The sequence below is a fragment of the Pseudomonas sp. p99-361 genome, assembly GCF_003935475.1.
Classification (GTDB): domain Bacteria; phylum Pseudomonadota; class Gammaproteobacteria; order Pseudomonadales; family Pseudomonadaceae; genus Aquipseudomonas; species Aquipseudomonas juntendi.
Window position 1 is genome coordinate 1 of the sequence record NZ_RHQO01000070.1, and the last position, 23,551, is coordinate 23,551.

Below are 23,551 nucleotides of genomic sequence, written 5' to 3' on the forward strand. Positions count from 1 at the left end.
CTGCCATACCTTGTGGCAAACACCTGTCAGCCCTAAGGCGATCCCTGTGGGAGCTGGCTTGCCGGCGATTGGGCCGCGCAGCGGACCCCTTTGCAATCAGGCCCCGCGATACTCCGGTAACCCCGCCAACCCTTCCTTTAGATAGTCCACCAACCGCCGCACCTTCGGCGACAGGTGCCGCTGTTGCGGGTACAGCGCCCAAACCGCGGTATTGGGCGGTTGGTGCCCCTCCAGCAACGACACCAGTGCGCCGCTGTGCAGGTGCTCCAGTACGTAATAGTCCGGCAACTGGCACAGGCCCATGCCTTGCAAGGCTGCATCCAGAACCGCCTGACCACTGTTGCAACGCCAGTTGCCCTGCATCCGCTGGCTGATCTCGCGGCCGTCCTGCTGCAGTGCCCACGCATCCGAGCTGCCGATCAGGCAATTGTGCCGCGCCAGTTCCGACAGGCTGTGCGGCCGGCCATAGCGCTCCAGATAGGCTGGCGATGCGCACAGGTACATGCGCCGCGGCGCCAGGCGGGTCGCCACCAGTCGCGAATCGGCCAGCCTGCCCAGGCGGATGGCCAGGTCCATGCCTTCATGCAGCAGGTCAAGGGTGTGGTTGTTCAACTCCACATCCACGCGCAACTGAGGGTACAACGCCATGAAGCGTGTGACCAAAGGCACGATGAAGCGCTCGCCATAGGCCACCGCGCAGGTCATGCGCAGCAGGCCCTTGGGCTCGCTGGCCAGGTCACCCATGGCGCGCAAGGCTTCTTCACGGCCATCCTGCAGGCGCTGGCAATGCTGCAGAAAGGTTTGCCCGGCTTCACTCAAGGTCACGCGGCGGGTACTGCGGTACAGCAGGCGGGTCTGCAAGCGTTCTTCCAGCCGGGCGATCTGCCGGCTGATGTGTGACGACGAAACCCCCAGGCGCTCGGCGGCGGCCGTGAACTGCCCCGATTCGGCGACAGCCACGAATTCATCGATGCCTTCCCAGCGGTTGCTCATGATTATCCCTGCACAGCAATAATGTTTTGTCTTTGCCTGGATTATTCATCAAAAGTCAGTGAATTACACTGGTGGTCTGAACTGACACCCTGTCTGGAGACACTCGATGATCAAGTCCCGTGCTGCTGTAGCCTTCGAAGCCAAGAAACCCCTGGAAATCGTCGAAGTCGACGTGGCCATGCCCAAGGCCGGTGAAGTGCTGCTGCGCGTGGTCGCCAGCGGTGTCTGCCACACCGACGCCTACACCCTGTCGGGTGCCGACCCGGAGGGCATCTTCCCATCCATTCTTGGCCATGAAGGCGGTGCGATCGTCGAAGCCGTAGGCGAGGGCGTGACCTCGCTGGCCGTGGGCGACCACGTGATCCCGCTGTACACCCCGGAATGCGGCAAGTGCAAGTTCTGCCTGTCGGGCAAGACCAACCTGTGCCAGGCGATCCGTGCTACCCAAGGCAAGGGCCTGATGCCGGACGGCACCACGCGCTTCTCCTACAAAGGCCAGCAACTGTTCCACTACATGGGCACCTCGACCTTCTCCGAGTACACGGTGTTGCCGGAAATCTCGGTGGCCAAGATCCAGAAAGAAGCCCCTCTGGAAAAGGTCTGCCTGCTGGGCTGCGGCGTGACTACCGGTATCGGTGCCGTGCTCAACACCGCCAAGGTCAAGCCGGGTGACACCGTGGCCATCTTCGGCCTCGGCGGCATCGGCCTGTCGGCAGTGATCGGTGCGGTGAAGGCCAAGGCCTCGCGCATCATCGCCATCGACATCAACCCGGCCAAGTTCGAGATCGCCCGTCAACTGGGCGCCACCGACTGCATCAACCCGAAAGACTACGACCGCCCGATCCAGGAAGTGATTGTCGACCTGACCGACGGTGGCGTGGACTTCTCCTTCGAATGTATCGGTAACGTGCAACTGATGCGTGCTGCCCTGGAATGCTGCCACAAAGGGTGGGGCGAGTCGGTCATCATCGGCGTGGCCGGTGCCGGCCAGGAAATCGCCACCCGGCCGTTCCAGCTGGTGACCGGCCGGGTCTGGCGTGGCTCTGCGTTCGGTGGCGTGCGTGGCCGCAGCGAGTTGCCGAGCTACGTGGAAATGTCCGAGAAAGGCGAGATTCCGCTGGATACGTTCATCACCCACACCATGGGCCTGGAAGACATCAACAAGGCCTTCGACCTGATGCATGAAGGCAAGAGCATTCGCAGCGTCATCCACTTCTGAGGTGCGCCATGAGCCTGGATAACATCTCTTGCCAGAAAAGCTTCGGCGGCTGGCACAAGCGCTACCGGCACCATTCCAGCGTGCTGGGTTGCGACATGGTGTTCGCCGTGTACCTGCCGCCACAGGCCGAGCAGGGTGCCAAGCTGCCGGTGCTGTACTGGCTGAGCGGCCTGACCTGTACCGACGAAAACTTCATGCAGAAGGCCGGCGCCCAGCGCCTGGCTGCCGAACTGGGGTTGATCATCGTTGCGCCGGATACCAGCCCGCGTGGCGAGCAGGTGCCTGGCGACCCGGACGGCGCCTGGGACTTTGGCCTTGGGGCCGGCTTCTACCTCAATGCCACCCAGCAGCCTTGGGCCAAGCACTACCGCATGCATGACTATGTGGTAGAGGAGCTGCCGGCGTTGATCGAGGCGCATTTCCCGGCCTCGGCCGAGCGCAGCATCAGCGGCCATTCCATGGGTGGGCACGGTGCGCTGGTGTGCGCTTTGCGCAACCCGGGGCGTTATCGCTCGGTGTCGGCGTTTTCGCCGATCAGCAACCCCATGGATTGCCCGTGGGGCGAGAAAGCCTTCAGCCGCTACCTGGGTGACGACCGCGCGCGCTGGCGTGAGTGGGATGCCAGCGTACTGCTGGCCGAGACGGCCGCTGGCGAGTGCCCACCGTTGCTGGTGGACCAGGGCGACCGTGACGACTTCCTCGAAAAGCAGCTCAAGCCTGAAGCGCTGGAGCAGGCAGCACGCAAAGGTGGCCACGAGCTGACCCTGCGCCTGCAGCCAGGCTATGACCACAGCTACTACTTCATTGCCAGCTTCATCGAAGAGCACCTGCGCCACCATGCGGTGGCGCTGGGGCGGGTGTAGGGCTTTGCATTTTCGGTGTCTGTGAGATCGAGCGCCGCCAGCGCGGGGCTTGATCGCATAGGCGCTAAAAATCTTGAGGCGATCACCTCCAGCCCCAATGGCAGCCAAAGCAGGTAGAATCACGCCCTGACTCATTCAGGGCGTTTTCTTATGCGTATTGGCCACGGCTACGATGTGCATCGTTTCTGCGACGGTGATTTCATTACCTTGGGCGGGGTGCGTATCCCGCACACATTCGGCCTGCTGGCCCATTCCGACGGCGACGTGCTGCTGCACGCCCTGAGCGATGCCTTGCTTGGCGCTGCAGCGCTGGGTGACATCGGCAAGCACTTCCCCGACACCGACCCCCAGTTCAAGGGTGCCGACAGCCGCGTGCTGTTGCGGCACGTGGTAGGCATCGTCCACGCCAAGGGCTGGAAGGTCGGCAACGTCGACGCCACCATCGTCGCCCAGGCGCCGAAAATGGCCCCGCACATCGACACCATGCGGCAGTTGATCGCCGAAGATCTGCAAGTCGAACTCGACCAGGTCAACGTCAAGGCCACCACCACCGAAAAACTCGGTTTCTGCGGCCGCGAGGAGGGCATTGCCGTGCATTCGGTTGCCCTGCTGCTGCCAGCATGACGGAACTGCAACTGCTGGGCCCGCGTGCATCGGGCGAGGTATTGGGCACCGCTGTGCTCAAGGCAGTGGCCGAGGATTTCCAGGTCGACGAGGTATTGGATATCCCGTTGTCGGGCCAGGGCGAGCACCTGTGGTTGTGGGTCGAAAAGCGTGACCTCAATACCGAAGAAGCCGCCCGCCGCCTGGCCCGCGCCGCAGGCGTGCCGGTGCGCAGCATCAGCTATGCCGGGCTGAAGGACCGCCAGGCGCTGACCCGCCAGTGGTTCAGCCTGCACCTGCCAGGCAAGGCCGACCCGGACCTGTCACGCGCCGAAGATGCCACCCTGCGCGTGCTCAAGCAGGTGCGCCACCAGCGCAAGCTGCAGCGTGGTGCGCATTCGGCCAACGGCTTCACCTTGCGCCTGACCGCGCTGAACGCCGATCACCAGGCGCTGGATGCGCGGCTGCAACTGCTCAAGCAACAAGGCGTGCCCAACTATTTCGGCAGCCAACGCTTCGGTCACGGCGGTGGCAATGTCCATGACGCCCTGGAGTGGGCGGCGCGCAAGGCCTTGCCCGAGCAACGCAACACGCGCTCACGGCTGCTGTCGGCCGGGCGCAGCTACCTGTTCAACCAGGTGCTGGCGGCGCGTGTCGCCGACAGCAGCTGGAACCGGGCCCAGGTCGGCGATCTGCTGGCGTTCACCGACAGCCGCAGTTTTTTCCCTGCAGGTGAAGCGGAATGTACCGACCCGCGCCTGGCCATTCTCGACCTGCACCCGACTGGCCCGATGTGGGGCGCGGGCGGTTCGCCCGCCGCCGCCGCGCCCGCGCAGCTGGAAAATGCCGTAGGCGACCAGCAACCGGCGCTGTGCCAGTGGCTGGCCCTGGCGGGCATGGATCACGAACGGCGTATTCTGCGGCTCCCTATTGGCGGCCTTACGTGGCATTATCCCGAGCCTGATATCCTGCAACTGGAATTCGTCCTGCCGGCCGGATGCTTCGCCACCGTGGTGGTGCGTGAAGTCGTGGATCTGGTGTCGGCAGGGCAGACGGACAGCCCATGCGTATTCTGATTTCGAACGACGACGGTGTTACCGCACCCGGGATCGCCGCGCTGCACGCTGCGCTGGCGGATTACGCCGAGTGCGCGGTAATTGCCCCGGAGCAAGACAAGAGCGGCGCCAGCAGTTCGCTGACGCTGGACCGGCCCCTGCACCCGCAGACCTTGGCCAACGGCTTCATCAGCCTCAACGGTACGCCGACCGACTGCGTGCACCTGGGGCTCAACGGGCTGTTGCCGTACACGCCGGACATGGTGGTGTCGGGGATCAACCTGGGGGCCAACCTGGGGGACGACGTACTGTATTCGGGTACGGTCGCCGCGGCGCTGGAGGGGCGCTTCCTCGGGGGGACGTCGCTGGCGTTCTCGCTGCTCTCGCGCCAGCCCGACAACCTGCCGACCGCGGCGCATATCGCCCGGCGCCTGGTCGAGGCGCAGTCGCGCCTGGCACTGCCCCCGCGTACCGTGCTCAACGTCAACATTCCCAACCTGCCGTTGGCGCACATCCGCGGCATCCAGCTGACCCGCCTGGGGCACCGCGCGCGGGCTGCCGCGCCAACGAAGGTGGTCAACCCGCGCGGCAAGGAAGGCTACTGGATCGCCGTTGCCGGCGATGCCGAGGACGGCGGCCCGGGCACCGACTTCCATGCGGTGATGCAGGGTTACGTGTCGATCACCCCGCTGCAACTCGACCGCACCTTCAGTGATGCCTTCGAGCAGCTCGATGGTTGGCTGGAGGGCCTGCTCTGATGCGCGAGGACGATATGCTGCGGCGGGGCATCGGCATGACCTCCCAACGGACCCGGGAGCGGCTGATCCAGCGCCTGTGTGAAGAGGGCGTCTCGAACACCCAGGTGCTCGACGTGATCCGCCGCACCCCGCGCCACCTGTTCGTCGACGAAGCGCTGGCGCACCGCGCCTACGAAGACACCGCACTGCCAATCGGCCACAACCAGACCATCTCGCAGCCATTCATGGTTGCCCACATGAGCGAGTTGCTGCTGGAAGCCGGGCCGCTGGACAAGGTGCTGGAGATCGGCACCGGGTCCGGCTACCAGACGGCGGTGCTGGCGCAGTTGGTCGAGCGGGTATTCTCGGTGGAGCGCATCAAGGTGCTGCAGGACCGTGCCAAGGAACGCCTGCTGGAGTTGAACCTGCGCAACGTGGTGTTCCGCTGGGGCGACGGTTGTGAGGGTTGGCCGGCGCTGGCACCGTACAACGGCATCATCGTCACCGCCGTGGCACCGGAAGTGCCCCAGGCGCTGCTTGACCAACTGGCACCCGGTGGCCGGCTGGTCATACCGGTAGGGCCTGCGGGCGAAGCGCAGCAATTGATGCTGATCGTCCGCGAAGAGCATGGCTTCTCGCGTCGCGTACTCGGTGCGGTGCGTTTTGTCCCGTTGCTGAACGGGCCGCTGGCCTGAGCAGCACCGGTGCGCGGCCGGGGGTATTTTTACGTGGGCGGCGAATTCTCGCGGCGCCGCCCTGTCTATCAGGCGGGGCGTGGCGTAAACGCATCGCTTGCAGTAACGCCGCGCAACAGCCTGGCGGCGGCCTGCCAATCCCGGCTCGCTTGGTTATAATTGCAACAATATTGCATTTCTTGTCTTCATATCGTTTTTCGGCACCATGAGGGGAGCGCGGGTGGGTCACACAGTCATTCGGCAGCGCAAGGACGGTTCGGGCTTCAAGCTTCTGGTGATTGCATTGGCCATGGGCACGCTACTGGTGGGTTGCTCGAGCACCGGCAGCAACAGCGCGCGCGTGGTCGACCGCAACAGCAGTGCGCCCAAGCGCCCGGCGGTGACCTCCGGGCAATACGTCGTCAAGCCTGGCGATACCCTGTTCTCCATCGCCTTCCGTTATGGCTGGGATTACAAGGAGCTGGCGGCCCGTAATGGTATCGCGCCGCCTTACACCATCCGCCCGGGCCAGGCGATTCGTTTCAGCAGCGGCGCCGGCAGCAGCACCACAGTGGTGTCCGGCCCGTCCTCTTCAAGCCGCACCACGGTCACGCGGCGGCCTGTCACAGCGCCCGCCAGTTCCAGCAAACCCGCTACCCCGGCTGGCACCGTTAGCGCGCCGGTGGTCGCCACTGTGCCTGCCGCAGAGCGCGCGGTGGGGGGGTGGACCTGGCCCGCCAATGGGGTGCTGATTGGAAAATTTGCTTCAAACGGTAGTTTGAATAAAGGCATTGATATCGCCGGTGATTTGGGACAGCCTGTTTTTGCTGCGTCTGATGGTGCAGTGGTTTACGCCGGGAGTGGATTAAGGGGCTACGGCGAGCTGATCATCATCAAGCACAGCGATACCTACGTCAGTGCCTACGGTCACAACCGCAGGCTGTTGGTTCGGGAGGGGCAGCAGGTCAAGGCAGGGCAGTCGATTGCTGAAATGGGGTCCACGGGCACTGATCGGGTGAAGCTGCATTTCGAGATTCGCCGCCAGGGCAAACCCGTCGATCCGCTCCAGTTCCTGCCACGTCGTTGACCGTTGTACCCGGCCTGTTCCTGTGATGTAGAGGGGACAGGCTCAAGCGCTGCCAGGGATAAAGGTGCCGCTCGAGTCTGAGTTCGAACTCAGCAAAGGACTATAACAATGGCTCTCAGTAAAGAAGTGCCGGAGTTTGACATCGACGATGACGTCCTCCTGATGGAGACGGGCATCGTTTTGGAAACGGATGTGGTGTCAGACGAACCTGCTGTATCTTCGGTTCGGACGAGGGCCAAATCGGGCTCTTCGCTCAAGCAACACAAGTATATCGATTACACCCGGGCGCTAGACGCCACCCAGCTGTACCTCAACGAGATCGGTTTCTCGCCACTGCTGTCGCCGGAAGAAGAAGTCCATTTTGCGCGTCTGTCGCAAAAAGGTGATCCTGCCGGCCGCAAGCGCATGATCGAAAGCAACCTTCGCCTGGTTGTGAAAATTGCCCGTCGTTACGTCAACCGTGGCCTGTCGTTGCTCGACCTGATCGAGGAAGGCAACCTGGGCCTGATCCGTGCGGTGGAGAAGTTCGACCCGGAGCGCGGTTTCCGTTTTTCGACCTATGCGACCTGGTGGATTCGCCAGACCATCGAACGGGCGATCATGAACCAGACCCGCACCATCCGCCTGCCGATCCACGTGGTCAAGGAGCTCAACGTCTACCTGCGCGCTGCGCGCGAGTTGACGCAGAAGCTGGACCACGAACCCTCGCCGGAAGAAATCGCCACCTTGCTGGAAAAGCCCGTTGCCGAGGTCAAGCGTATGCTCGGCCTGAACGAGCGGGTGTCGTCGGTAGACGTTTCGCTCGGCCCGGATTCGGACAAGACCCTGCTCGATACCTTGACCGACGACCGTCCCACCGACCCCTGCGAACTGCTGCAGGACGACGACCTGTCGCAGAGTATCGACCAGTGGCTGGGCGAGTTGACCGACAAGCAGCGTGAAGTGGTGGTACGCCGCTTCGGGCTGCGCGGGCACGAAAGCAGCACCCTGGAGGATGTTGGGCTGGAGATTGGCCTGACCCGCGAACGGGTGCGACAGATTCAGGTAGAGGGCCTGAAGCGCCTGCGCGAGATCCTGGAGAAGAACGGCTTGTCCAGCGAGTCTTTGTTCCAGTAGCCAAACCAGTCGCTCACGAACGCCCCGATAACCTCGGGGCGTTTTTGTTTGTGAGCTGAAGCACAGCGAAAGCTGCCTCAGAACTGCCCGGCAAGAAACCTGTCAAATATGTATTGCGCTACCCTGCTAACACCTGCTGTAAGCCTTTGCTTACTCGTGCTGTAAGCCATTCTAGCGAGCGGCAGTAAATCAATGTCGTTTTCAGATGCTGGTTTTTCATAACCTGTTGAAAAACAAGGTTTATCTTCAGGTGAGTAAATGTTTCCCCGGCAATATCCGGCAAACTCCGGCGCTTGCCCGCGCTGCTGAACCCGCTAGTATTCGAACTGTGCACAGGGACATGCACAGGCTTTCAGGATGAAGGCCAAGGACATCGCAAGACGCGATTTCATCAGGATGATGTTTGGGACAAGCAGGGACTACGGAAAAAAATGTGGGCGGGTCAAACCGCCCCTTTTTTTTGTCCGCAGTTTTTGCCGGCACAAAAAAAGGCCCCGCAGGGCCTTTTGGCATTTCAGCGCTATCAGCGCTCCAGGTCGGCAATCTTGCCAGTCTTGCCATCCCACTCTTCGGCGTCTGGCAGGGCATCCTTACGCTCGGTAATGTTCGGCCAGATTTCCGCCAACTCGGCGTTCAGCTCGATGAAGTTCTCCATGCCCGCGGGCACTTCGTCTTCCGAGAAAATCGCTTGCGCTGGGCACTCCGGCTCGCACAGGGCGCAGTCAATGCACTCGTCCGGGTGGATAACCAGGAAGTTCGGGCCTTCGTAGAAGCAGTCCACCGGACAGACTTCCACGCAGTCGGTGTATTTGCATTTGATGCAGTTGTCGGTGACAACGAAGGTCATTTTTAATTCTCTCCTCAGGCGACGGCGGCGGCCCTTCCTCTCGGGGCCGCGCGGTTTACGGGCATGTGGCTGCAGGCCAGGCTAATAACCTGCAGCACCAGCAAACCGCGGCGGATTCTACCAGCTTGTAATGGGCGCCGTTATAACAGGTTCTTTAGTTGATATAGCATTTCGATAGCTTGACGCGGGGTCATGTCGTCCAGCTGCAGTTTGCCCAGCTTTTCGATGGCCGGGTGTGGCAGGCTGGCGAACAGGTCGCTCTGGTGCGGCACCTGCGGCGCGTCCTTGGCCTTTTGGGCCACGGGCTGCTCATGGGGCAAGCTGCTGGTTTCCAGCCGGCCAAGGTGTTCGCGGGCACGTTGGATCACCACGGCCGGCACGCCCGCCAGTTGTGCCACCGCCAGGCCGTAGCTCTGGCTGGCAGGCCCAGGCAGTACGTGGTGCAGGAACACGATGCGTTCGTTGTGCTCGGTGGCGTTCAGGTGCACGTTGGCCACCAGTGGCTCGCTTTCCGGCAGCACGGTGAGCTCGAAATAGTGGGTGGCGAACAGCGTGTAAGCGCGCAGTTCGGCCAGCCGCTCGGCGGCGGCCCAGGCCAGCGACAGGCCGTCGAAGGTGCTGGTGCCCCGGCCCACTTCGTCCATCAGCACCAGGCTGCGGTCAGTGGCATTGTGCAGGATGTTGGCGGTTTCGCTCATCTCGACCATGAATGTCGAGCGCCCGCCGGCCAGGTCGTCACTGGAGCCGATACGGGTGAAGATGCGGTCGACCAGCGACAGCTCGCAGCTGGCAGCCGGTACGAAACTACCGATGTGGGCCAGCAGCACGATCAGGGCGGTCTGGCGCATGTAGGTGGACTTACCGCCCATGTTCGGGCCGGTGATGATCAGCATGCGCGTGTTGTTGTCCAGACCCAGGTCGTTGGCCACGAACGGCGTGGTCAGCACCTGCTCGACGACCGGGTGACGGCCTTGCTCGATCCGCAGGCAGGGCTCGTCGACAAAGCGTGGGCAGTTCAGGTCGAGGTTCAGCGCGCGCTCGGCCAGGTTGCTGAGTACGTCCAGTTCGGCCAGGGCGGCAGCGCTATCCTGCAGCGGCGCCAGGTGGCTGATCAGGGTTTCCAGCAGGGCGTCGTAGAGCATCTTCTCGCGGGCCAGGGCGCGGCTCTTGGCCGACAATGCCTTGTCCTCGAAGGCCTTCAGCTCCGGCGTGATGAAGCGTTCGGCACCTTTGAGGGTCTGGCGACGAATGTAGTCGCCGGGGGCCTGTTCGGCCTGCTTGGTCGGCAGCTCGATGAAGTAGCCGTGCACCCGGTTGTAGCCGACCTTCAGGTTGGCCAGGCCGGTGCGCGCCTTTTCGCGGGCTTCGAGGTCGATCAGGAACTGCCCGGCGTTTTCGCTGATGGCCAGCAGGTCGTCCAGTTCGTTGTCGTAACCGGCCTTGAGCACGCCCCCATCGCGGATGACCGCCGGCGGGTTGTCGATGATCGCCCGTTCCAGCAGGCTGGCCAGCTCGGGGTAGGTCCCGGTGATCGCAGCCAGGCGGGCCAGGTGCGGTGCTTCGAGCTCGGTCATGGCGTTCTGCAGCTCGGGCAGCGCGCCCAGGGCGTCGCGCAGCCGGGCCAGGTCACGCGGGCGAGCATTACGCAGCCCGATACGCGCCAGGATGCGCTCGATGTCGCCAATTTCTTTCAGCTGTGGCTGCAGCTTTTCGAAACGGTAGCCGTCGAGCAGGCAGCGAATCGAGTCCTGGCGTGCCTGGAGCACCTTGAGGTCGCGCAGCGGGCGGTTCAGCCAGCGGCTCAGCAGGCGGCTGGCCATGGCCGTCTGGCAGCGGTCGACCACCGATTGCAGGGTATTGTCGCGCCCGCCGGCCAGGTTGATGTCCAGTTCCAGGTTGCGCCGGCTGGCGCCATCGAGGATGACCGTATCGTCCAGGCGCTCATGGCGCAGGCTGCGCAGGTGCGGCAGCGCCGTGCGCTGGGTTTCCTTGGCGTAGGTCAGCAGGCAGCCAGCGGCACCGATGGCCAGGGTCAGCTTGTCGCAGCCGAAGCCTTTCAGGTCCTTGGTTGCGAACTGCTGGCACAAGGCCTTGCGCGCTGAGTCGCGGTCGAAGTCCCACGGTGCACGGCGCCGCGCCCCCGGGCGCTTCTCGGCGGGCAGGTCGCGTGGCCAGTCGTCGGGGATCAGCAGCTCGACCGGGTTCAGGCGCTCGAGTTCGGCCAGCAGGTTTTCCCAGCCCTTGATCTCCTGCACGCTGAAGTTACCGCTGGTGATGTCCAGCACGGCCAGGCCGAACAGGCGCTCGTCACCGAGCAGCGCGGCAATCAGGTTGTCGCGGCGTTCGTCGAGCAGGGCTTCATCGCTGACCGTGCCGGGGGTGATGATGCGCACCACCTGGCGCTCGACCGGGCCCTTGCTGGTCGCCGGGTCGCCGATCTGCTCGCAGATCACCACCGATTCGCCCAGTTTGACCAGCTTGGCCAGGTAACCTTCCAGCGAATGGAACGGAATCCCGCACATGGGGATGGACTGGCCGGCCGACTGGCCGCGCGCGGTCAGCGTGATGTCCAGCAGTTTGGCGGCTTTTTTCGCATCTTCGTAGAAGATCTCGTAGAAGTCGCCCATGCGGTAGAACATCAACTGGTCCGGGTGCTGATTCTTCAGCTTCCAGTACTGTTGCATCATCGGGGTGTGTGCGGAGAGATCAGACATTCAGGGCCTTACAGCGGGTGATCTGGTTGGCGGTAAACCGGCAATGGTACAGGCTTTTTTCGCGAGATGCAGGCACGCACGGAACACTGGCCGGCAGCCGCTGCAGGCCGCTGCGGTGCTGCAGGTTTACTGAGCCAGGATGCCGGCAGGGTGGTAGGGTAGAGGGCCGCCCTGGAGGAGCCCGACATGGACCCGATCACCCTGCTTGCCGCCCGTTTGGGTGAACATCTGCGCTGTTTGGATGCCCAAGTGACCACCGCCGAGTCCTGCACGGGCGGTGGCATTGCACAAGCCATCACACGCATCCCCGGTAGCTCCGCCTGGTTCGAGGCCGGTTACGTGACGTACTCCAATGCCCAGAAAACCCGCCAGCTGGGGGTGCCCGAGGCGCTGTTCGGGCAGGTGGGGGCGGTCAGCCAGGAGGTGGTCGAGGCCATGGTCCGCGGCGCCCAGGCGGCCAGCGGCGCGCGCTTTGCCGTGGCGGTAAGCGGGGTGGCGGGGCCGGATGGCGGCTCGCCGGCCAAACCCGTGGGTACCGTGTGGCTGGCCTGGGGCGACGGCAGTCGGGTGATCAGCCAGCGGCGGCAGTTCGACGGCGACCGTGAGGCGGTGCGCCGACAGACGGTGAGCGCCGCGTTAGACGGCTTGTTACAGCTTGCTGGCGAGGAAATCGAAGACAGGGGTTTGCGCCAGCGCTAGCCTGTGGAATAATACTGGCTACTTATACAGGTATTGCGGCCGTCAGGGCCCGTCGAACACGTGAGGATTTCAATGGACGACAACAAGAAGCGCGCCTTGGCTGCGGCCCTGGGTCAGATCGAACGTCAATTTGGTAAAGGCGCGGTAATGCGCATGGGCGACCACGAGCGCCAGGCTATCCCGGCCATCTCTACCGGCTCTCTGGGCCTGGACATTGCCTTGGGCATTGGTGGTCTGCCAAAGGGCCGTATCGTCGAAATCTACGGTCCGGAATCGTCGGGTAAGACCACGCTGACCCTGTCGGTCATCGCCGAAGCCCAGAAGAATGGCGCCACCTGCGCCTTCGTCGACGCCGAGCACGCACTCGACCCTGAATATGCCGGCAAGCTGGGCGTCAATGTCGACGACCTGCTGGTCTCGCAGCCGGACACGGGTGAGCAGGCCCTGGAAATCACCGACATGCTGGTGCGTTCCAACGCAGTTGACGTGATCATCGTCGACTCGGTGGCCGCGCTGGTACCCAAGGCCGAGATCGAAGGCGAAATGGGCGACATGCACGTGGGCCTGCAGGCTCGCCTGATGTCCCAGGCGCTGCGCAAGATCACCGGTAACATCAAGAACGCCAACTGCCTGGTCATCTTCATCAACCAGATCCGCATGAAGATCGGCGTCATGTTCGGTAGCCCGGAAACCACCACCGGTGGTAACGCCCTGAAGTTCTACGCCTCTGTGCGTCTGGACATCCGCCGCACCGGCGCTGTCAAGGAAGGCGACGAGGTGGTCGGCAGCGAAACCCGCGTCAAGATCGTCAAGAACAAGGTCTCGCCTCCGTTCCGTCAGGCCGAGTTCCAGATTCTCTACGGCAAGGGTATCTACCGTAACGGTGAGATCATCGACTTGGGCGTTGCCCAAGGCCTGGTCGAGAAGTCCGGTGCCTGGTATGCCTACCAGGGCAACAAGATCGGCCAAGGTAAAGCCAACGCGGCCAAGTACCTGGCGGAAAACCCGGCTATCGGTACCGAGATCGAGAGGCAGATCCGTGAGAAGCTGCTGAACGCTGGCGCTGTAGCCGCAGCCGGTAAAGCTGCCGCTGTCGAAGCGGGTGCCGACGACATGGCCGACGCTGAAGCCGGTTATTGATCGCGTGGTTTATAGCTGAACATGTCCGCCGTACTCGACACCCCCGTCGCCATTCGGCGGACAGCCATGGACCTGCTTGCGCGACGTGAGCATGGTCGCGTCGAGCTGACGCGCAAGTTGCGTCAGCGCGGTGCCTCCGATGAGCTGATCGAGCCAGAGCTCGACCGGCTCACCGAAGAGGGTCTGCTGAGTGAAGCCCGTTACCTTGAGAGCTTCATTCGTTACCGTTCCGGTTCTGGCTATGGCCCCGCACGTATTCGTGAAGAGCTGGGGCAGCGTGGTTTGCTGCGCGCTGACATTGAGCAGGCGCTGCGTGAAAGCGGCGTGGATTGGGCCGAACGCATGCGGGATGTATGGCAGCGCAAGTTCGCCGGGCAACGCCCGCAGGACCCGCGCAGCCGCGCCCAGCAAACCCGCTTTCTCGCCTATCGGGGCTTCACCATGGACATGATCGGCCGTTTGCTCAGCGGGCGAGACCTCGACGATTACTAGCCGCCGCAGACCTCGCAACAATCCCCGTAGCAGCGGCCTCAGCCGCGAATATCGGCAACGCCGGTACTCTCTAGCGCGCTGCCCCTAGTGCCTGATCAGCTGGCCTTCAACGCCTCCCTGGCCCGCTGCGTGGTATGCATGGGCTGTGGCTTGGCCCAGTTCTCCGGCAGGTTGATAAAGTCCACCAGTTCGCGCAGGCGCCCTTGGTTTCGGCCATTGAAGGCGAACGACAAACGGGTCAGGTGGCTGTAGTCCCCCAACTCATGTTCGGCGCTGCTGTCTGCTTGCTGGTGGTACTTGCCGCTCAGGCGCAGGTCAGCAAAGCCTTCCTCGATGTCAGACAGCGCCGCCTCGCTCAGGGCGTGATGCATGCGGATCACGAACTGGCTGTTCAACCAGCGGCTGGAGTGATAGTTGCGGTAGAACTGGTTGATTTCCTCCACCGCCTCCTCGGCACTGTGCACCAGGCGTACCAGCTTCAGGTCGCTGGGCAGAATGTAATGGTTGTCCTCCAGTTGGCGGCTGATGAAGCCCAGGCAATCACGCCAGAAGCTGCCGCCCGGTGAATCCAGCAATACCACGGGGACCAGCGGGCTTTTGCCGGTCTGGATCAGGGTCAGCACTTCCAGCGCCTCATCGAGGGTGCCGAAGCCGCCCGGGCACAGCACCAGGGCATCGGCCTCCTTGACGAAGAACAGTTTGCGGATGAAGAAGAAGTGGAAAGGCAGCAGCTTGTCGGTGCCGTCCACCGTAGGGTTGGCATGCTGTTCAAAAGGCAGGGTGATGTTGAAGCCCAGGCTGTGGGCGCTGCCGGCGCCTTCGTGGGCTGCAGCCATGATGCCGCCGCCTGCGCCGGTGATGACCATCAGGTCCGAGCGCGCCAGGGTAGCGCCCAGTTCACGGGCCAGTGCATACATCGGGTGTTCCAGCGGCGTACGCGCCGAGCCGAACACGGTCACCTTGCGGCGGCCCTTGTAGCGCTGCAGGGTGCGGAACGACTGGTCCAGTTCGCGCAAGGCCTGCAGGGTGATCTTGGCGCTCCAGCGGTCACTGTCATCGTGGGCCATGCGCAGGATGGTCAGCATCATGTCACGGTACAGCGGCAGGTTAGGGCTGTCGGGTGCAACCAGTTGCAATTGGGCGTCGATGTGGCTCAGGTCGATATGGTTGTCCTGGAAGTGGCTGAACAGCGATTCGTTCGATTGGTAAGGCATGCAACGTCTCCTTCTGCACCAATACCTCTAAACCTCAATCTAGACCGTGGCGGCCGATCGTGCCGGGGGGATTGCCAGCGCCACCCGTCGGCACGTGGCCAATGGCGGCAGGGGTTTGGTTAACTGGTAAAGCGAAACGTATCGATGCGGGAGGTGGCGGTATGCATCGCTTGGTCATCGAAGTGGACCTGCAGCTCTACCAGCAATTGGAACGTGCCGCCCAGGTACATCACCTAAGCCTGGAGGCCGAGTGCCAGCGCCGGCTCGCAGGCCTGGAATGCCAGTCGCGCTACGTGCAGGCGCTATTGGCCGAGATGCGCGCCGAAGCTGCCGAGGGGCACTGGCGCGCACGGGAGGAAAACCAGGTGTAGCCTGGGCGCGGCGTTTACTTCTTCTTGTTGCCCGCTACGCAGCTGGCATTGTCGAAGGCCTGGTCCATGATCGGCTGGTTGGTTTTGTAGACGGTGAACCGGTAAACCATCACCGCGCCCTTGGACATCAGGTTGCGGAAGCCGTTGTTGCGGCACACGCTGTCGCCCAATTGGCTGCGCACCTGTGCAGGGTTGGCCTGCATGCGCTCGGCGTGGCTCTGGCGCACGCTGAGGTGGTTGACCAGCGCCTTGCCTTCCACGGTGTAACCCTGGTCGAGGATGTCTTCATTGATGGCACGTGGGGTGCCGACGCTGCTCTCTTTGGCGACCTTTTCCAGCATCTTGTTCAGGTCGTAGTCCTGTTTGGAAGCCGCCTGGGCTGCCAGGGGCAGGGCGAGCATCAGGCTCAGGGCGGGGGCGATAAGGCGCAGCATGGGTATCTCCTGGTTCGATGACTGGCGCTTTGACATGCGCGGGTCGACGGCGTTCCGTCAACCCTGGGCTGGCGGTAGCCCAAGGGTACGGGAGAGCCCGATTATAAGGATTCTGGTAAACTGGCGCCCTTGTTTTCCCAGAGCCATCCTTGTGCCCATTTCCCATCTTTCCACAGGCCTGCCGGCATGAGCCATGCGGTAGCGCGCCTGCGTGCCGAGCGCCTGGCCCGCAGCAACAAGCCTTTCATTGCCCGAGGGTCGCGGGCCGAGCGTTGCCCGGATTGCCGGGTCATTGCCAGCCATTGCCTGTGCGCCTGGAAGCCCCGCGTGCAGGCCGACGCCGGCATGTGCCTGCTGATGCACGACACCGAGCCACTGAAACCCACCAATACCGGCTGGCTGATTGCCGACCTGATCGAAGATACCTCGGCGTTCGGCTGGCTGCGCACCTCGGTTGACGAGCGCCTGCTGGCCCTGCTCGACGACCCGCACTGGCAGCCTTACATCGTTTTCCCAGGTGAGTTCGTCGCCCCGCAGCGGGTGGTCAGCGAGGTGGTGCGTGAGCCGGGCAAGCGCCCGCTGTTCATCCTGCTGGATGCCACCTGGACCGAGGCGCGCAAGATGTTCCGCAAAAGCCCCTACCTGGACCGGTTCCCGGTGTTGAGCCTGCAGGCCGAACAGATGTCACGCTACCGCCTGCGCCGCTCCAAGCGCGATGATCACTTCTGCACCGCAGAAGTTGCAGCCATGTGCCTGGAGCTGGCCGGCGATAGCCTGGCGTCGCAGGCGCTGGATGCCTACCTGGATGTATTCAGCCTGCATTACCTCAGTGGCAAGCGGCGCCTGCCGCTGGACGAGCAGGACGAGACCCATCAGCGTTTGCATACCTTCCTATAGTCCAAGGGGCACCCACCCGGCTTTGGTTCATAATGACGGGGCTGGCGGCCAGGGTGGGCGAGGCGGCAAGGCGGTTGGCTTGACCACCCTTGACCGTGCTCGGCATGCTTGGCGCCGATTCCCCGTCGGGCACTTGCCTACCCCAGTGCCCGGGACAGAACAGGATCCTTAGATCGATGGCCACTTACGAAATCCTGATTGCCGATGACCACCCGCTGTTTCGCGGCGCCCTGCGCCAGGCCGTTACCCTCGGCCTTGGCCCGGACGTTCGCCTGGTCGAGGTCGCGAGCATTGCCGAGCTGGAGGTGCGGTTGAGCGAAAAAGCCGACTGGGACCTCGTGCTCCTCGACCTGAACATGCCGGGTGCCTACGGTTTTTCCGGGCTGGTGCTGCTGCGCGGGCAATACCCGCAAATTCCCGTGGTGATGGTTTCGGCGCAGGAGGAGGCCGCCGTGGTGGTCAAATCCCGTGAATTTGGCGCCAGTGGCTTCATTCCCAAGTCCAGCCCGCTGGAAGTGATCCAGGATGCGGTGCGCAAAGTGCTCGACGGCGAAGTCTGGTGGCCGCCGCAGGCGTTCGAGAAGGTCGATGTTTCGGCCGAGGCCAAGGCCGCCAGTGAAGGCCTGGCCAGCCTCACGCCGCAGCAGTTCCGGGTACTGACCATGGTCTGCGAAGGCCTGCTGAACAAGCAGATTGCCTACGAGCTGAATGTCTCGGAAGCCACCATCAAGGCCCACGTCACGGCGATTTTCCGTAAACTGGGGGTGCGCACCCGCACCCAGGCTGCGCTGCTGTTGCAACAACTTGAATCAGTTGCCAGCCACTGACGCGTGCGGCTTCACGCTTTTTTGACCTGAGCCGGTCTAGCCTGCCGGCCTTCTGTTGTGAAATGACTCACATGACATCGCCATTCAAGGGCCAGACCGGCCTCAAACGTATCTTCAACGCCGCTGGCTATTCGCTGGACGGCCTGCGCGCGGCCTTCAAGGGCGAGGCGGCATTCCGCCAACTGGTGCTGCTCAACGTGCTGCTGATCCCGGTGGCGTTCTGGCTGCCGGTCAGCCGTGCAGAGCGAGCGATCATGATCGCCGTGTGCCTGCTGGGGTTGATTGTCGAGCTGTTCAACTCTGCGATCGAGGCTGCTATCGATCGCATTTCGCTGGAGCGCCACCCGCTGTCGAAAAACGCCAAGGACATGGGCAGCGCCGCACAGCTGGTGGCGCTGAGCATGGTGGCGCTGGTGTGGGGGGTGATCCTGCTTTAAGCGATCGGCGGCAACACGATTTCGTCGCTGCGGGTGAAGCCCGCTGTGAAGTTGCGGCAGAGCTCCAGAAATTCGCGCATGGCCGAGGTCTGGTACTTCTGCTTGTGCCAGATGAAGTAGAACTGGCGCATCAGGTCCAGCTCCGGGGTTTCCACCGGTACCAGGCTGCCACGGCGAAAGGCGTCCCGCAGGGCCAGGCGTGAAATGCAGCCGATACCCAACCCCGATTCCACTGCACGCTTGATCGCCTCGGTGTGCTCCAGTTCCAGGCGGATGTTGAGGTTGGCGCGGTGGTGGCGCATGGCCTGGTCGAAGGTCAGGCGCGTCCCCGAGCCTTGTTCGCGCAGGATCCACGCTTCCTGCGAAAGGCTGTCGATATCGGCACGGCCCAGCTTGGCCAGCGGGTGCTGGGGCGCGCAGAACACCACCAGTTCGTCCTCCACCCAAGGCTGGACCTCCAGGTCGGGGTGGTTGCAGTCACCTTCGATCAGACCCAGATCAATTTCGTAATGAGCAACCTGCTGCACGATATGCACGGTGTTCTGGACATGCAGCTTTACCTGGCTCTCAGGGTGGGTCTGCATGTAGCTGCCGATCAACAGGGTGGCCAGGTAGTTGCCAATGGTGAGCGTGGCGCCGACCGCCAGTGAGCCGAAACCGGACTTGCCATTGAGCAGGTCTTCGATTTCCTTGGCCTGGTCGAGCAGCGCGACCGCCTGCGGCAACAACTGGTGGCCGAGGGCGTTGAGGGCCAGGCGTTTGCCGGCGCGGTCGAACAGTTGGCAACTCGATTGCCGCTCCAGTTCGGTGATGGAGGTGCTGGCGGCCGATTGCGACAAGGCCAGCAGGCTAGCGGCGCGAGAGACACTCTGGTGCTGGGCTACCGCGACGAAGACTTGCAGTTGACGAAGTGTAAATCGCATATCGATATAACCGATAACACATATCTTGATAATCCAGTTAACAGATATTGTCGCTGCCCCTAAACTATCGCGCAACTGTGCGTGCTGCACGCGCTGCGTTTTTCTTCAGGAGCCCCATCGATGAGCAACATGAACCACGAACGTGTCCTCAGTGTGCACCACTGGAACGACACCCTGTTCAGCTTCAAGTGCACCCGCGACCCGGGGCTGCGCTTCGAGAACGGTCAGTTCGTGATGATCGGCCTGCAGCAGGAAAGCGGCCGCCCGCTCATGCGTGCCTACTCCATCGCCTCGCCGAACTGGGAAGAGCACCTGGAGTTCTTCAGCATCAAGGTGCCGGACGGCCCGCTGACTTCGCAGTTGCAGCACCTGAAGGAAGGCGATGAGATCATCATCAGCAAGAAGCCTACCGGCACGCTGGTACTGGACGACCTGAACCCAGGCAAGCACCTGTACCTGCTGAGCACCGGCACTGGCCTGGCGCCGTTCATGAGCGTCATCCAGGACCCGGAAACCTACGAGCGCTTCGAAAAAGTGATCCTGGTGCACGGCGTGCGTTACGTGAACGAAGTGGCCTACCGCGAATTCATCACCGAGCACCTGCCACAGAACGAGTTCTTCGGTGAGGCGGTGCGCGAAAAACTGATCTACTACCCGACCGTGACTCGCGAGCCGTTCGAGAACCAGGGCCGCCTGACCGACCTGATGCGCAGCGGCAAGCTGTTCAGCGACATCGGCCTGCCGCCGATCAACCCGCAGGACGACCGTGCGATGATCTGCGGTAGCCCGAGCATGCTCGACGAGACCAGCGAAGTGCTGGACAGCTTCGGCCTGAAGATCTCCCCGCGCATGCGCGAGCCGGGCGACTACCTGATCGAGCGTGCCTTCGTCGAGAAATAAGGCGCAGGTAGGTACGAAGAAGGCGACCCTCGGGTTAATGCCTGTCAGTTAAGCGTTACTGGGGCTGCTTTGCAGCCCTTCGCGGGCACGCCCGCTCCCACAGGTTTGGCGCTGAACGCAAGAAAAGCGCGATTCCCTGTAGGAGCGGGCGTGCCCGCGAAGGGTCGCAAAGCGGCCCCAAATTACTTAACTGACAGGCATTTATCCATTGGCTGTTCCGGCCTATTCAACCCGGGTCTCGCCGCTGTACACCAGAATCTCCCGACAACGCTTGCACAGGTAACGGCGGCCCTGGCGTACCAGCTTGTGCCGCTGGGCGGTAAACGGGAAGTCACTCTGCGGGCAAGGGCAGCGGTAGATGTAACGGGTCACCACGCGCCGTTGCACCTCGTAGTTGTGGCAGCGGTTTGGCGGCAGTTCGTACACGCCGCGCATGATCAGTTGCCATTCCTCGCCATGGGCCTGGATGCGGTCACCGAACAATTGGTGGGCCACCAGGTGCGCCACTTCGTGCGCGACCGTCTGGCGCAGAAAGTCCTCCTGATTGTCACGGTACAACTGCAGGTTGAAACGCAGCAGGTTCTCGTGCAGGTTGGCGACGCCGGCTTTTTGCCCGCGCAGCTTGAAGCTGATTTCCGGGCGCGGGAACTGGCGTTTGAAGAAGGTTTCGGCTTGCTGGTAACAGGTTTCGACGCGTTGCTTGAGCAGCTCGGGCATGGCGGGGTGGTTCTCCTGACCCGATCATTATGCCGCAACCTCGGGCCATGTGCCGAGCCACCGGTCAGCGCTCAGCCAAGGGCCGCCTTGCGGCGGCCCCTGGTTGATGCCCCGGTGTTGGTCGAGTCTGTTCTAGTTGGTGTAGACCGGCCCCACGCCCAGTCCCCAGATGATCACCGTGGCGGCCATGATCGCCACCAGCACTACCAGGCCCACCGCCAGCACCGAGCTGGAGAACAGGAAGCCTTCGTCAGCGGGTATGTTCATGAAGGTCGGCAAGCCGACGTACAGCAGGTACACCGTGTAACAGACCGCCGCAGTGCCGATCAGCATGCCCAGCCACAAGTGCGGGTACAGCGCCGCCAGGCCGCCGATGAACAATGGGGTGGCCGTATAGGTGGCGAACGCTATGCACTGGGCCATGGATGGGTTGGCATCGTAGGTGCGGGCCATCCAGTGGATGAACGCGCCCATTACCGCTACCCCGGCCAGCATCGCCAGGTAGGACATGATGCTCATCCACAGGGCACTCTCCATGGTCAGCATCACGGCCGGCCGGTCGCCGATCACCCAGCCGACCTGGGTGGTGCCGATGAACGCGGACACTGCGGGAATCGCCGCAAGGATCAGGGTGTGCGTCAGGTACATGTGGCTGATGGATTCTTCTTCGCCACGGATTTCCCGCCATTCCTGGTCGGGATGGGTAAACAGCCCCACAACGTGATGAATCATGCCGTCACTCCTCTCAATGTTGCCAAACGCCCCCAAATGGAGCGCAAGCGGCCCGAGGCCGAACACCGAAGCAAGCGGTAATGTGGCCTTATGTCGCAGTATAGGAAGCGGTTACCCGCACAAACCGCGCTTTTTAGAGCAAATTGCGCTGTCGCCCGCCCTGGTGATTACATTGAAGTCTTTGTCGGAATGCCTACAGCGCGGGCGCGTTTGTGCGTAAAATAGCCGCCTTTTGTCACACCTCGCGGATTCAAGCGCTATGGGCACCCTCTCGGTCAACCAGAACAAACTGCAAAAACGCCTGCGTCGTCTCGCCGGCGAAGCCATCACCGACTACAACATGATCGAGGATGGCGACAAGGTCATGGTCTGCCTGTCCGGCGGCAAGGACAGCTACACCATGCTCGATGTTCTGTTGCACCTGCAGAAGGTGGCGCCGATCACCTTCGAGATCGTTGCGGTGAACATGGACCAGAAGCAACCAGGGTTCCCCGAGCACGTGCTGCCGGCGTACCTGAAGGCGCTGGGGGTCGAGTACCACATCGTCGAGAAGGACACCTACTCGGTGGTCAAGGAGCTGGTGCCCGAGGGCAAGACCACCTGTTCGCTGTGCTCGCGCCTGCGCCGTGGCACGCTGTACACCTTCGCCGACGAAATCGGTGCGACCAAGATGGCCCTGGGGCACCACCGCGACGACATCGTCGAAACCTTCTTCCTCAACATGTTCTTCAACGGCGCGCTCAAGGGCATGCCGCCGAAGCTGCGTGCCGACGATGGCCGCAACGTGGTGATCCGCCCGTTGGCCTACTGCAGCGAGAAGGATATCCAGGCCTACTCGGACATGAAGGCCTTCCCGATCATCCCGTGCAACCTGTGCGGCTCGCAGGAAAACCTGCAGCGCCAGGTGGTCAAGGACATGCTGGTGGAGTGGGAGCGCAAGCACCCGGGCCGTACCGAGAGCATTTTCCGTGCATTGCAGAACGTGGCGCCGTCGCAGCTGGCCGACCGCAACCTGTTCGACTTCACCAGCCTGAAGATCGACGAAAACGCGGCGCCGCGCTTCCTGGACGTGGTGAACATCTAGGCCTATGCGCGATTATCAGTGGCTGCATGAGTACTGCCTGAACCGCTTCGGCTCTGCCCAGGCGCTGGAAGCCTTCCTGCCGCAGCCGCGCACGCCGGCGCAACTGCGCCAGATCAGCGACGACCGCTACTTGTCGACCTTGGCCCTGCGTGTATTTCGCGCTGGCCTCAAGCACAGCCTGGTGGATGCCAAGTGGCCAGCCTTCGAGCAGGTGTTTTTCGGCTTCGACCCGGAAAAAGTGGTGTTGATGGGCGCCGAACACCTGGAGCGGCTGATGCAGGATCAGCGCATCATCCGCCACCTGGGCAAACTCAAGAGCGTGCCACGCAATGCACAGATGGTGCTGGACATCGCCAAGGTGCATGGCAGTTTTGGCGCGTTCGTTGCCGACTGGCCGGTGACCGACATTGTCGGGCTGTGGAAGTACCTGGCCAAGCATGGCAACCAGCTCGGCGGTTTGTCGGCGCCACGGTTCTTGCGCATGGTTGGCAAGGACACCTTTGTCCCGACCGAGGATATGGCGGCGGCGCTGATTGCCCAAAAAGTGATCGACAAGCAGCCGACCAGCCAGCGCGACCTGGCGCTGGTGCAGCAGGTGTTCAACCAGTGGCACGCCGAAAGCGGGCGGCCGCTGTGCCAGTTGTCGGTGATGCTGGCGCATACCGTCAACCATTGAGCATGCCGGGGCCGCTGTGCGGTCCAATCGCCGGCAAGCCAGCTCCCACGGGGATCGCATCAGGGCTGACAGGTGTTTGCCACAAGGTATGCAGCGCCTG

The 23,551-nt window shown here is 62.8% G+C and carries 26 protein-coding genes; 18 read left to right on the forward strand and 8 right to left on the reverse strand.

All coding sequences use genetic code 11. From position 1 onward, the window contains the following. Positions 1-96 precede the first annotated feature (96 nt). Positions 97-993 (reverse strand): LysR substrate-binding domain-containing protein, encoded by an 897-nt coding sequence (locus EGJ22_RS21840; protein WP_125920402.1) that lies wholly within the window; start codon positions 991-993, stop codon positions 97-99. A gap of 106 nt (positions 994-1,099) precedes the next feature. Here EGJ22_RS21840 and EGJ22_RS21845 point away from each other — a divergent pair, with 106 nt between their 5' ends. The 8 genes from EGJ22_RS21845 to rpoS all read left to right on the forward strand — a co-directional run bounded on the left by EGJ22_RS21845 (position 1,100) and on the right by rpoS (position 8,347). Then, positions 1,100-2,212 carry an S-(hydroxymethyl)glutathione dehydrogenase/class III alcohol dehydrogenase gene (locus tag EGJ22_RS21845; protein WP_009686067.1) on the forward strand — a complete coding sequence of 371 codons (1,113 nt, stop codon included), beginning with the start codon at positions 1,100-1,102 and terminating at the stop codon, positions 2,210-2,212. 8 nt (positions 2,213-2,220) lie between these two features. Continuing rightward, positions 2,221-3,075: an S-formylglutathione hydrolase gene (gene fghA / locus EGJ22_RS21850; protein ID WP_029887672.1), complete on the forward strand. Its 855-nt coding sequence runs from the start codon at positions 2,221-2,223 to the stop codon at positions 3,073-3,075. 150 nt (positions 3,076-3,225) lie between these two features. Then, positions 3,226-3,699: a 2-C-methyl-D-erythritol 2,4-cyclodiphosphate synthase gene (ispF, locus tag EGJ22_RS21855; RefSeq protein ID WP_110678271.1), complete on the forward strand. Its 474-nt coding sequence runs from the start codon at positions 3,226-3,228 to the stop codon at positions 3,697-3,699. After that, positions 3,696-4,754: a tRNA pseudouridine(13) synthase TruD gene (truD, locus tag EGJ22_RS21860; protein WP_125920403.1), complete on the forward strand. Its 1,059-nt coding sequence runs from the start codon at positions 3,696-3,698 to the stop codon at positions 4,752-4,754. Before ispF ends, truD begins: the two co-directional genes overlap by 4 nt. Beyond that, complete coding sequence (gene surE / locus EGJ22_RS21865) at positions 4,742-5,491, forward strand: 5'/3'-nucleotidase SurE (RefSeq protein WP_009686063.1); 750 nt, start codon at positions 4,742-4,744, stop codon at positions 5,489-5,491. The genes truD and surE overlap by 13 nt, the downstream gene beginning before the upstream one ends. Before the next feature lie 35 nt (positions 5,492-5,526). Beyond that, positions 5,527-6,165: a protein-L-isoaspartate(D-aspartate) O-methyltransferase gene (locus EGJ22_RS21870; RefSeq protein ID WP_009686062.1), complete on the forward strand. Its 639-nt coding sequence runs from the start codon at positions 5,527-5,529 to the stop codon at positions 6,163-6,165. Between the two features lie 220 nt (positions 6,166-6,385). Continuing rightward, positions 6,386-7,231 (forward strand): peptidoglycan DD-metalloendopeptidase family protein, encoded by an 846-nt coding sequence (locus tag EGJ22_RS21875; protein WP_125920404.1) that lies wholly within the window; start codon positions 6,386-6,388, stop codon positions 7,229-7,231. Between the two features lie 108 nt (positions 7,232-7,339). Beyond that, positions 7,340-8,347: an RNA polymerase sigma factor RpoS gene (gene rpoS, locus EGJ22_RS21880; protein ID WP_009686059.1), complete on the forward strand. Its 1,008-nt coding sequence runs from the start codon at positions 7,340-7,342 to the stop codon at positions 8,345-8,347. A 523-nt stretch (positions 8,348-8,870) separates the two neighbouring features. On the opposite strand, the gene fdxA is transcribed toward rpoS, so the two are convergent. Then, positions 8,871-9,194: a ferredoxin FdxA gene (gene fdxA, locus EGJ22_RS21885; RefSeq protein ID WP_004375459.1), complete on the reverse strand. Its 324-nt coding sequence runs from the start codon at positions 9,192-9,194 to the stop codon at positions 8,871-8,873. Positions 9,195-9,334: 140 nt separating this feature from the next. Continuing rightward, on the reverse strand, positions 9,335-11,908 hold the full coding sequence (gene mutS / locus EGJ22_RS21890) for a DNA mismatch repair protein MutS (RefSeq protein ID WP_110678276.1): 2,574 nt from the start codon (positions 11,906-11,908) through the stop codon (positions 9,335-9,337). A gap of 186 nt (positions 11,909-12,094) precedes the next feature. On the opposite strand from mutS, the gene EGJ22_RS21895 reads away from it, so the two are divergent. The 3 genes from EGJ22_RS21895 (at position 12,095) to recX (ending at position 14,239) form a co-directional block, all read left to right on the forward strand. Further along, positions 12,095-12,607, forward strand: a complete 513-nt coding sequence (locus EGJ22_RS21895; protein ID WP_125920405.1) for a CinA family protein — start codon at positions 12,095-12,097, stop codon at positions 12,605-12,607. A gap of 72 nt (positions 12,608-12,679) precedes the next feature. Further along, entirely contained in the window at positions 12,680-13,747 is a 1,068-nt protein-coding gene (gene recA / locus EGJ22_RS21900) for a recombinase RecA (RefSeq protein WP_009686047.1), read from the forward strand. 21 nt (positions 13,748-13,768) lie between these two features. Then, on the forward strand, positions 13,769-14,239 hold the full coding sequence (gene recX / locus EGJ22_RS21905; protein ID WP_009686046.1) for a recombination regulator RecX: 471 nt from the start codon (positions 13,769-13,771) through the stop codon (positions 14,237-14,239). A 95-nt stretch (positions 14,240-14,334) separates the two neighbouring features. Here the strand turns inward: recX and EGJ22_RS21910 are convergent, their stop codons facing one another. Continuing rightward, complete coding sequence (locus EGJ22_RS21910; protein ID WP_029887663.1) at positions 14,335-15,453, reverse strand: LOG family protein; 1,119 nt, start codon at positions 15,451-15,453, stop codon at positions 14,335-14,337. A 161-nt stretch (positions 15,454-15,614) separates the two neighbouring features. Here EGJ22_RS21910 and EGJ22_RS21915 point away from each other — a divergent pair, with 161 nt between their 5' ends. Beyond that, positions 15,615-15,824: a hypothetical protein gene (locus tag EGJ22_RS21915; protein ID WP_009686044.1), complete on the forward strand. Its 210-nt coding sequence runs from the start codon at positions 15,615-15,617 to the stop codon at positions 15,822-15,824. A 14-nt stretch (positions 15,825-15,838) separates the two neighbouring features. Here EGJ22_RS21915 and EGJ22_RS21920 read toward each other — a convergent pair whose 3' ends face one another. Continuing rightward, positions 15,839-16,258, reverse strand: a complete 420-nt coding sequence (locus tag EGJ22_RS21920; protein WP_009686043.1) for a quorum-sensing-regulated virulence factor family protein — start codon at positions 16,256-16,258, stop codon at positions 15,839-15,841. 186 nt (positions 16,259-16,444) lie between these two features. Here EGJ22_RS21920 and EGJ22_RS21930 point away from each other — a divergent pair, with 186 nt between their 5' ends. From EGJ22_RS21930 to EGJ22_RS21940, 3 genes are all read left to right on the forward strand, one after another. Then, entirely contained in the window at positions 16,445-17,155 is a 711-nt protein-coding gene (locus EGJ22_RS21930) for a tRNA-uridine aminocarboxypropyltransferase (RefSeq protein WP_009686042.1), read from the forward strand. A gap of 176 nt (positions 17,156-17,331) precedes the next feature. Beyond that, on the forward strand, positions 17,332-17,982 hold the full coding sequence (gene erdR, locus EGJ22_RS21935; protein WP_009686041.1) for a response regulator transcription factor ErdR: 651 nt from the start codon (positions 17,332-17,334) through the stop codon (positions 17,980-17,982). A 71-nt stretch (positions 17,983-18,053) separates the two neighbouring features. Continuing rightward, entirely contained in the window at positions 18,054-18,419 is a 366-nt protein-coding gene (locus EGJ22_RS21940) for a diacylglycerol kinase (protein ID WP_009686040.1), read from the forward strand. Here the strand turns inward: EGJ22_RS21940 and finR are convergent. After that, complete coding sequence (gene finR / locus EGJ22_RS21945) at positions 18,416-19,342, reverse strand: LysR family transcriptional regulator FinR (protein WP_054890399.1); 927 nt, start codon at positions 19,340-19,342, stop codon at positions 18,416-18,418. The two genes, EGJ22_RS21940 and finR, sit on opposite strands and share 4 nt — an antisense overlap. Positions 19,343-19,462: 120 nt before the next feature. On the opposite strand from finR, the gene fpr reads away from it, so the two are divergent. Beyond that, complete coding sequence (gene fpr / locus EGJ22_RS21950) at positions 19,463-20,242, forward strand: ferredoxin-NADP reductase (protein ID WP_054890398.1); 780 nt, start codon at positions 19,463-19,465, stop codon at positions 20,240-20,242. Positions 20,243-20,464: 222 nt separating this feature from the next. Here fpr and EGJ22_RS21955 read toward each other — a convergent pair whose 3' ends face one another. Together EGJ22_RS21955 and EGJ22_RS21960 are read right to left on the reverse strand one after the other, a co-directional pair. Continuing rightward, positions 20,465-20,959 carry a SprT family zinc-dependent metalloprotease gene (locus tag EGJ22_RS21955; protein ID WP_125920406.1) on the reverse strand — a complete coding sequence of 165 codons (495 nt, stop codon included), beginning with the start codon at positions 20,957-20,959 and terminating at the stop codon, positions 20,465-20,467. A gap of 132 nt (positions 20,960-21,091) precedes the next feature. Next, a complete protein-coding gene (locus tag EGJ22_RS21960) occupies positions 21,092-21,691 on the reverse strand; it encodes a Yip1 family protein (protein ID WP_009686035.1) in 600 nt (199 codons plus the stop codon). Positions 21,692-21,950: 259 nt separating this feature from the next. Here EGJ22_RS21960 and ttcA point away from each other — a divergent pair, with 259 nt between their 5' ends. Further along, positions 21,951-22,775 (forward strand): tRNA 2-thiocytidine(32) synthetase TtcA, encoded by an 825-nt coding sequence (gene ttcA / locus EGJ22_RS21965; RefSeq protein ID WP_009686034.1) that lies wholly within the window; start codon positions 21,951-21,953, stop codon positions 22,773-22,775. A gap of 4 nt (positions 22,776-22,779) precedes the next feature. After that, entirely contained in the window at positions 22,780-23,451 is a 672-nt protein-coding gene (locus EGJ22_RS21970) for a DNA-3-methyladenine glycosylase I (RefSeq protein WP_009686033.1), read from the forward strand. The last annotated feature ends 100 nt before the right edge of the window (positions 23,452-23,551 follow it).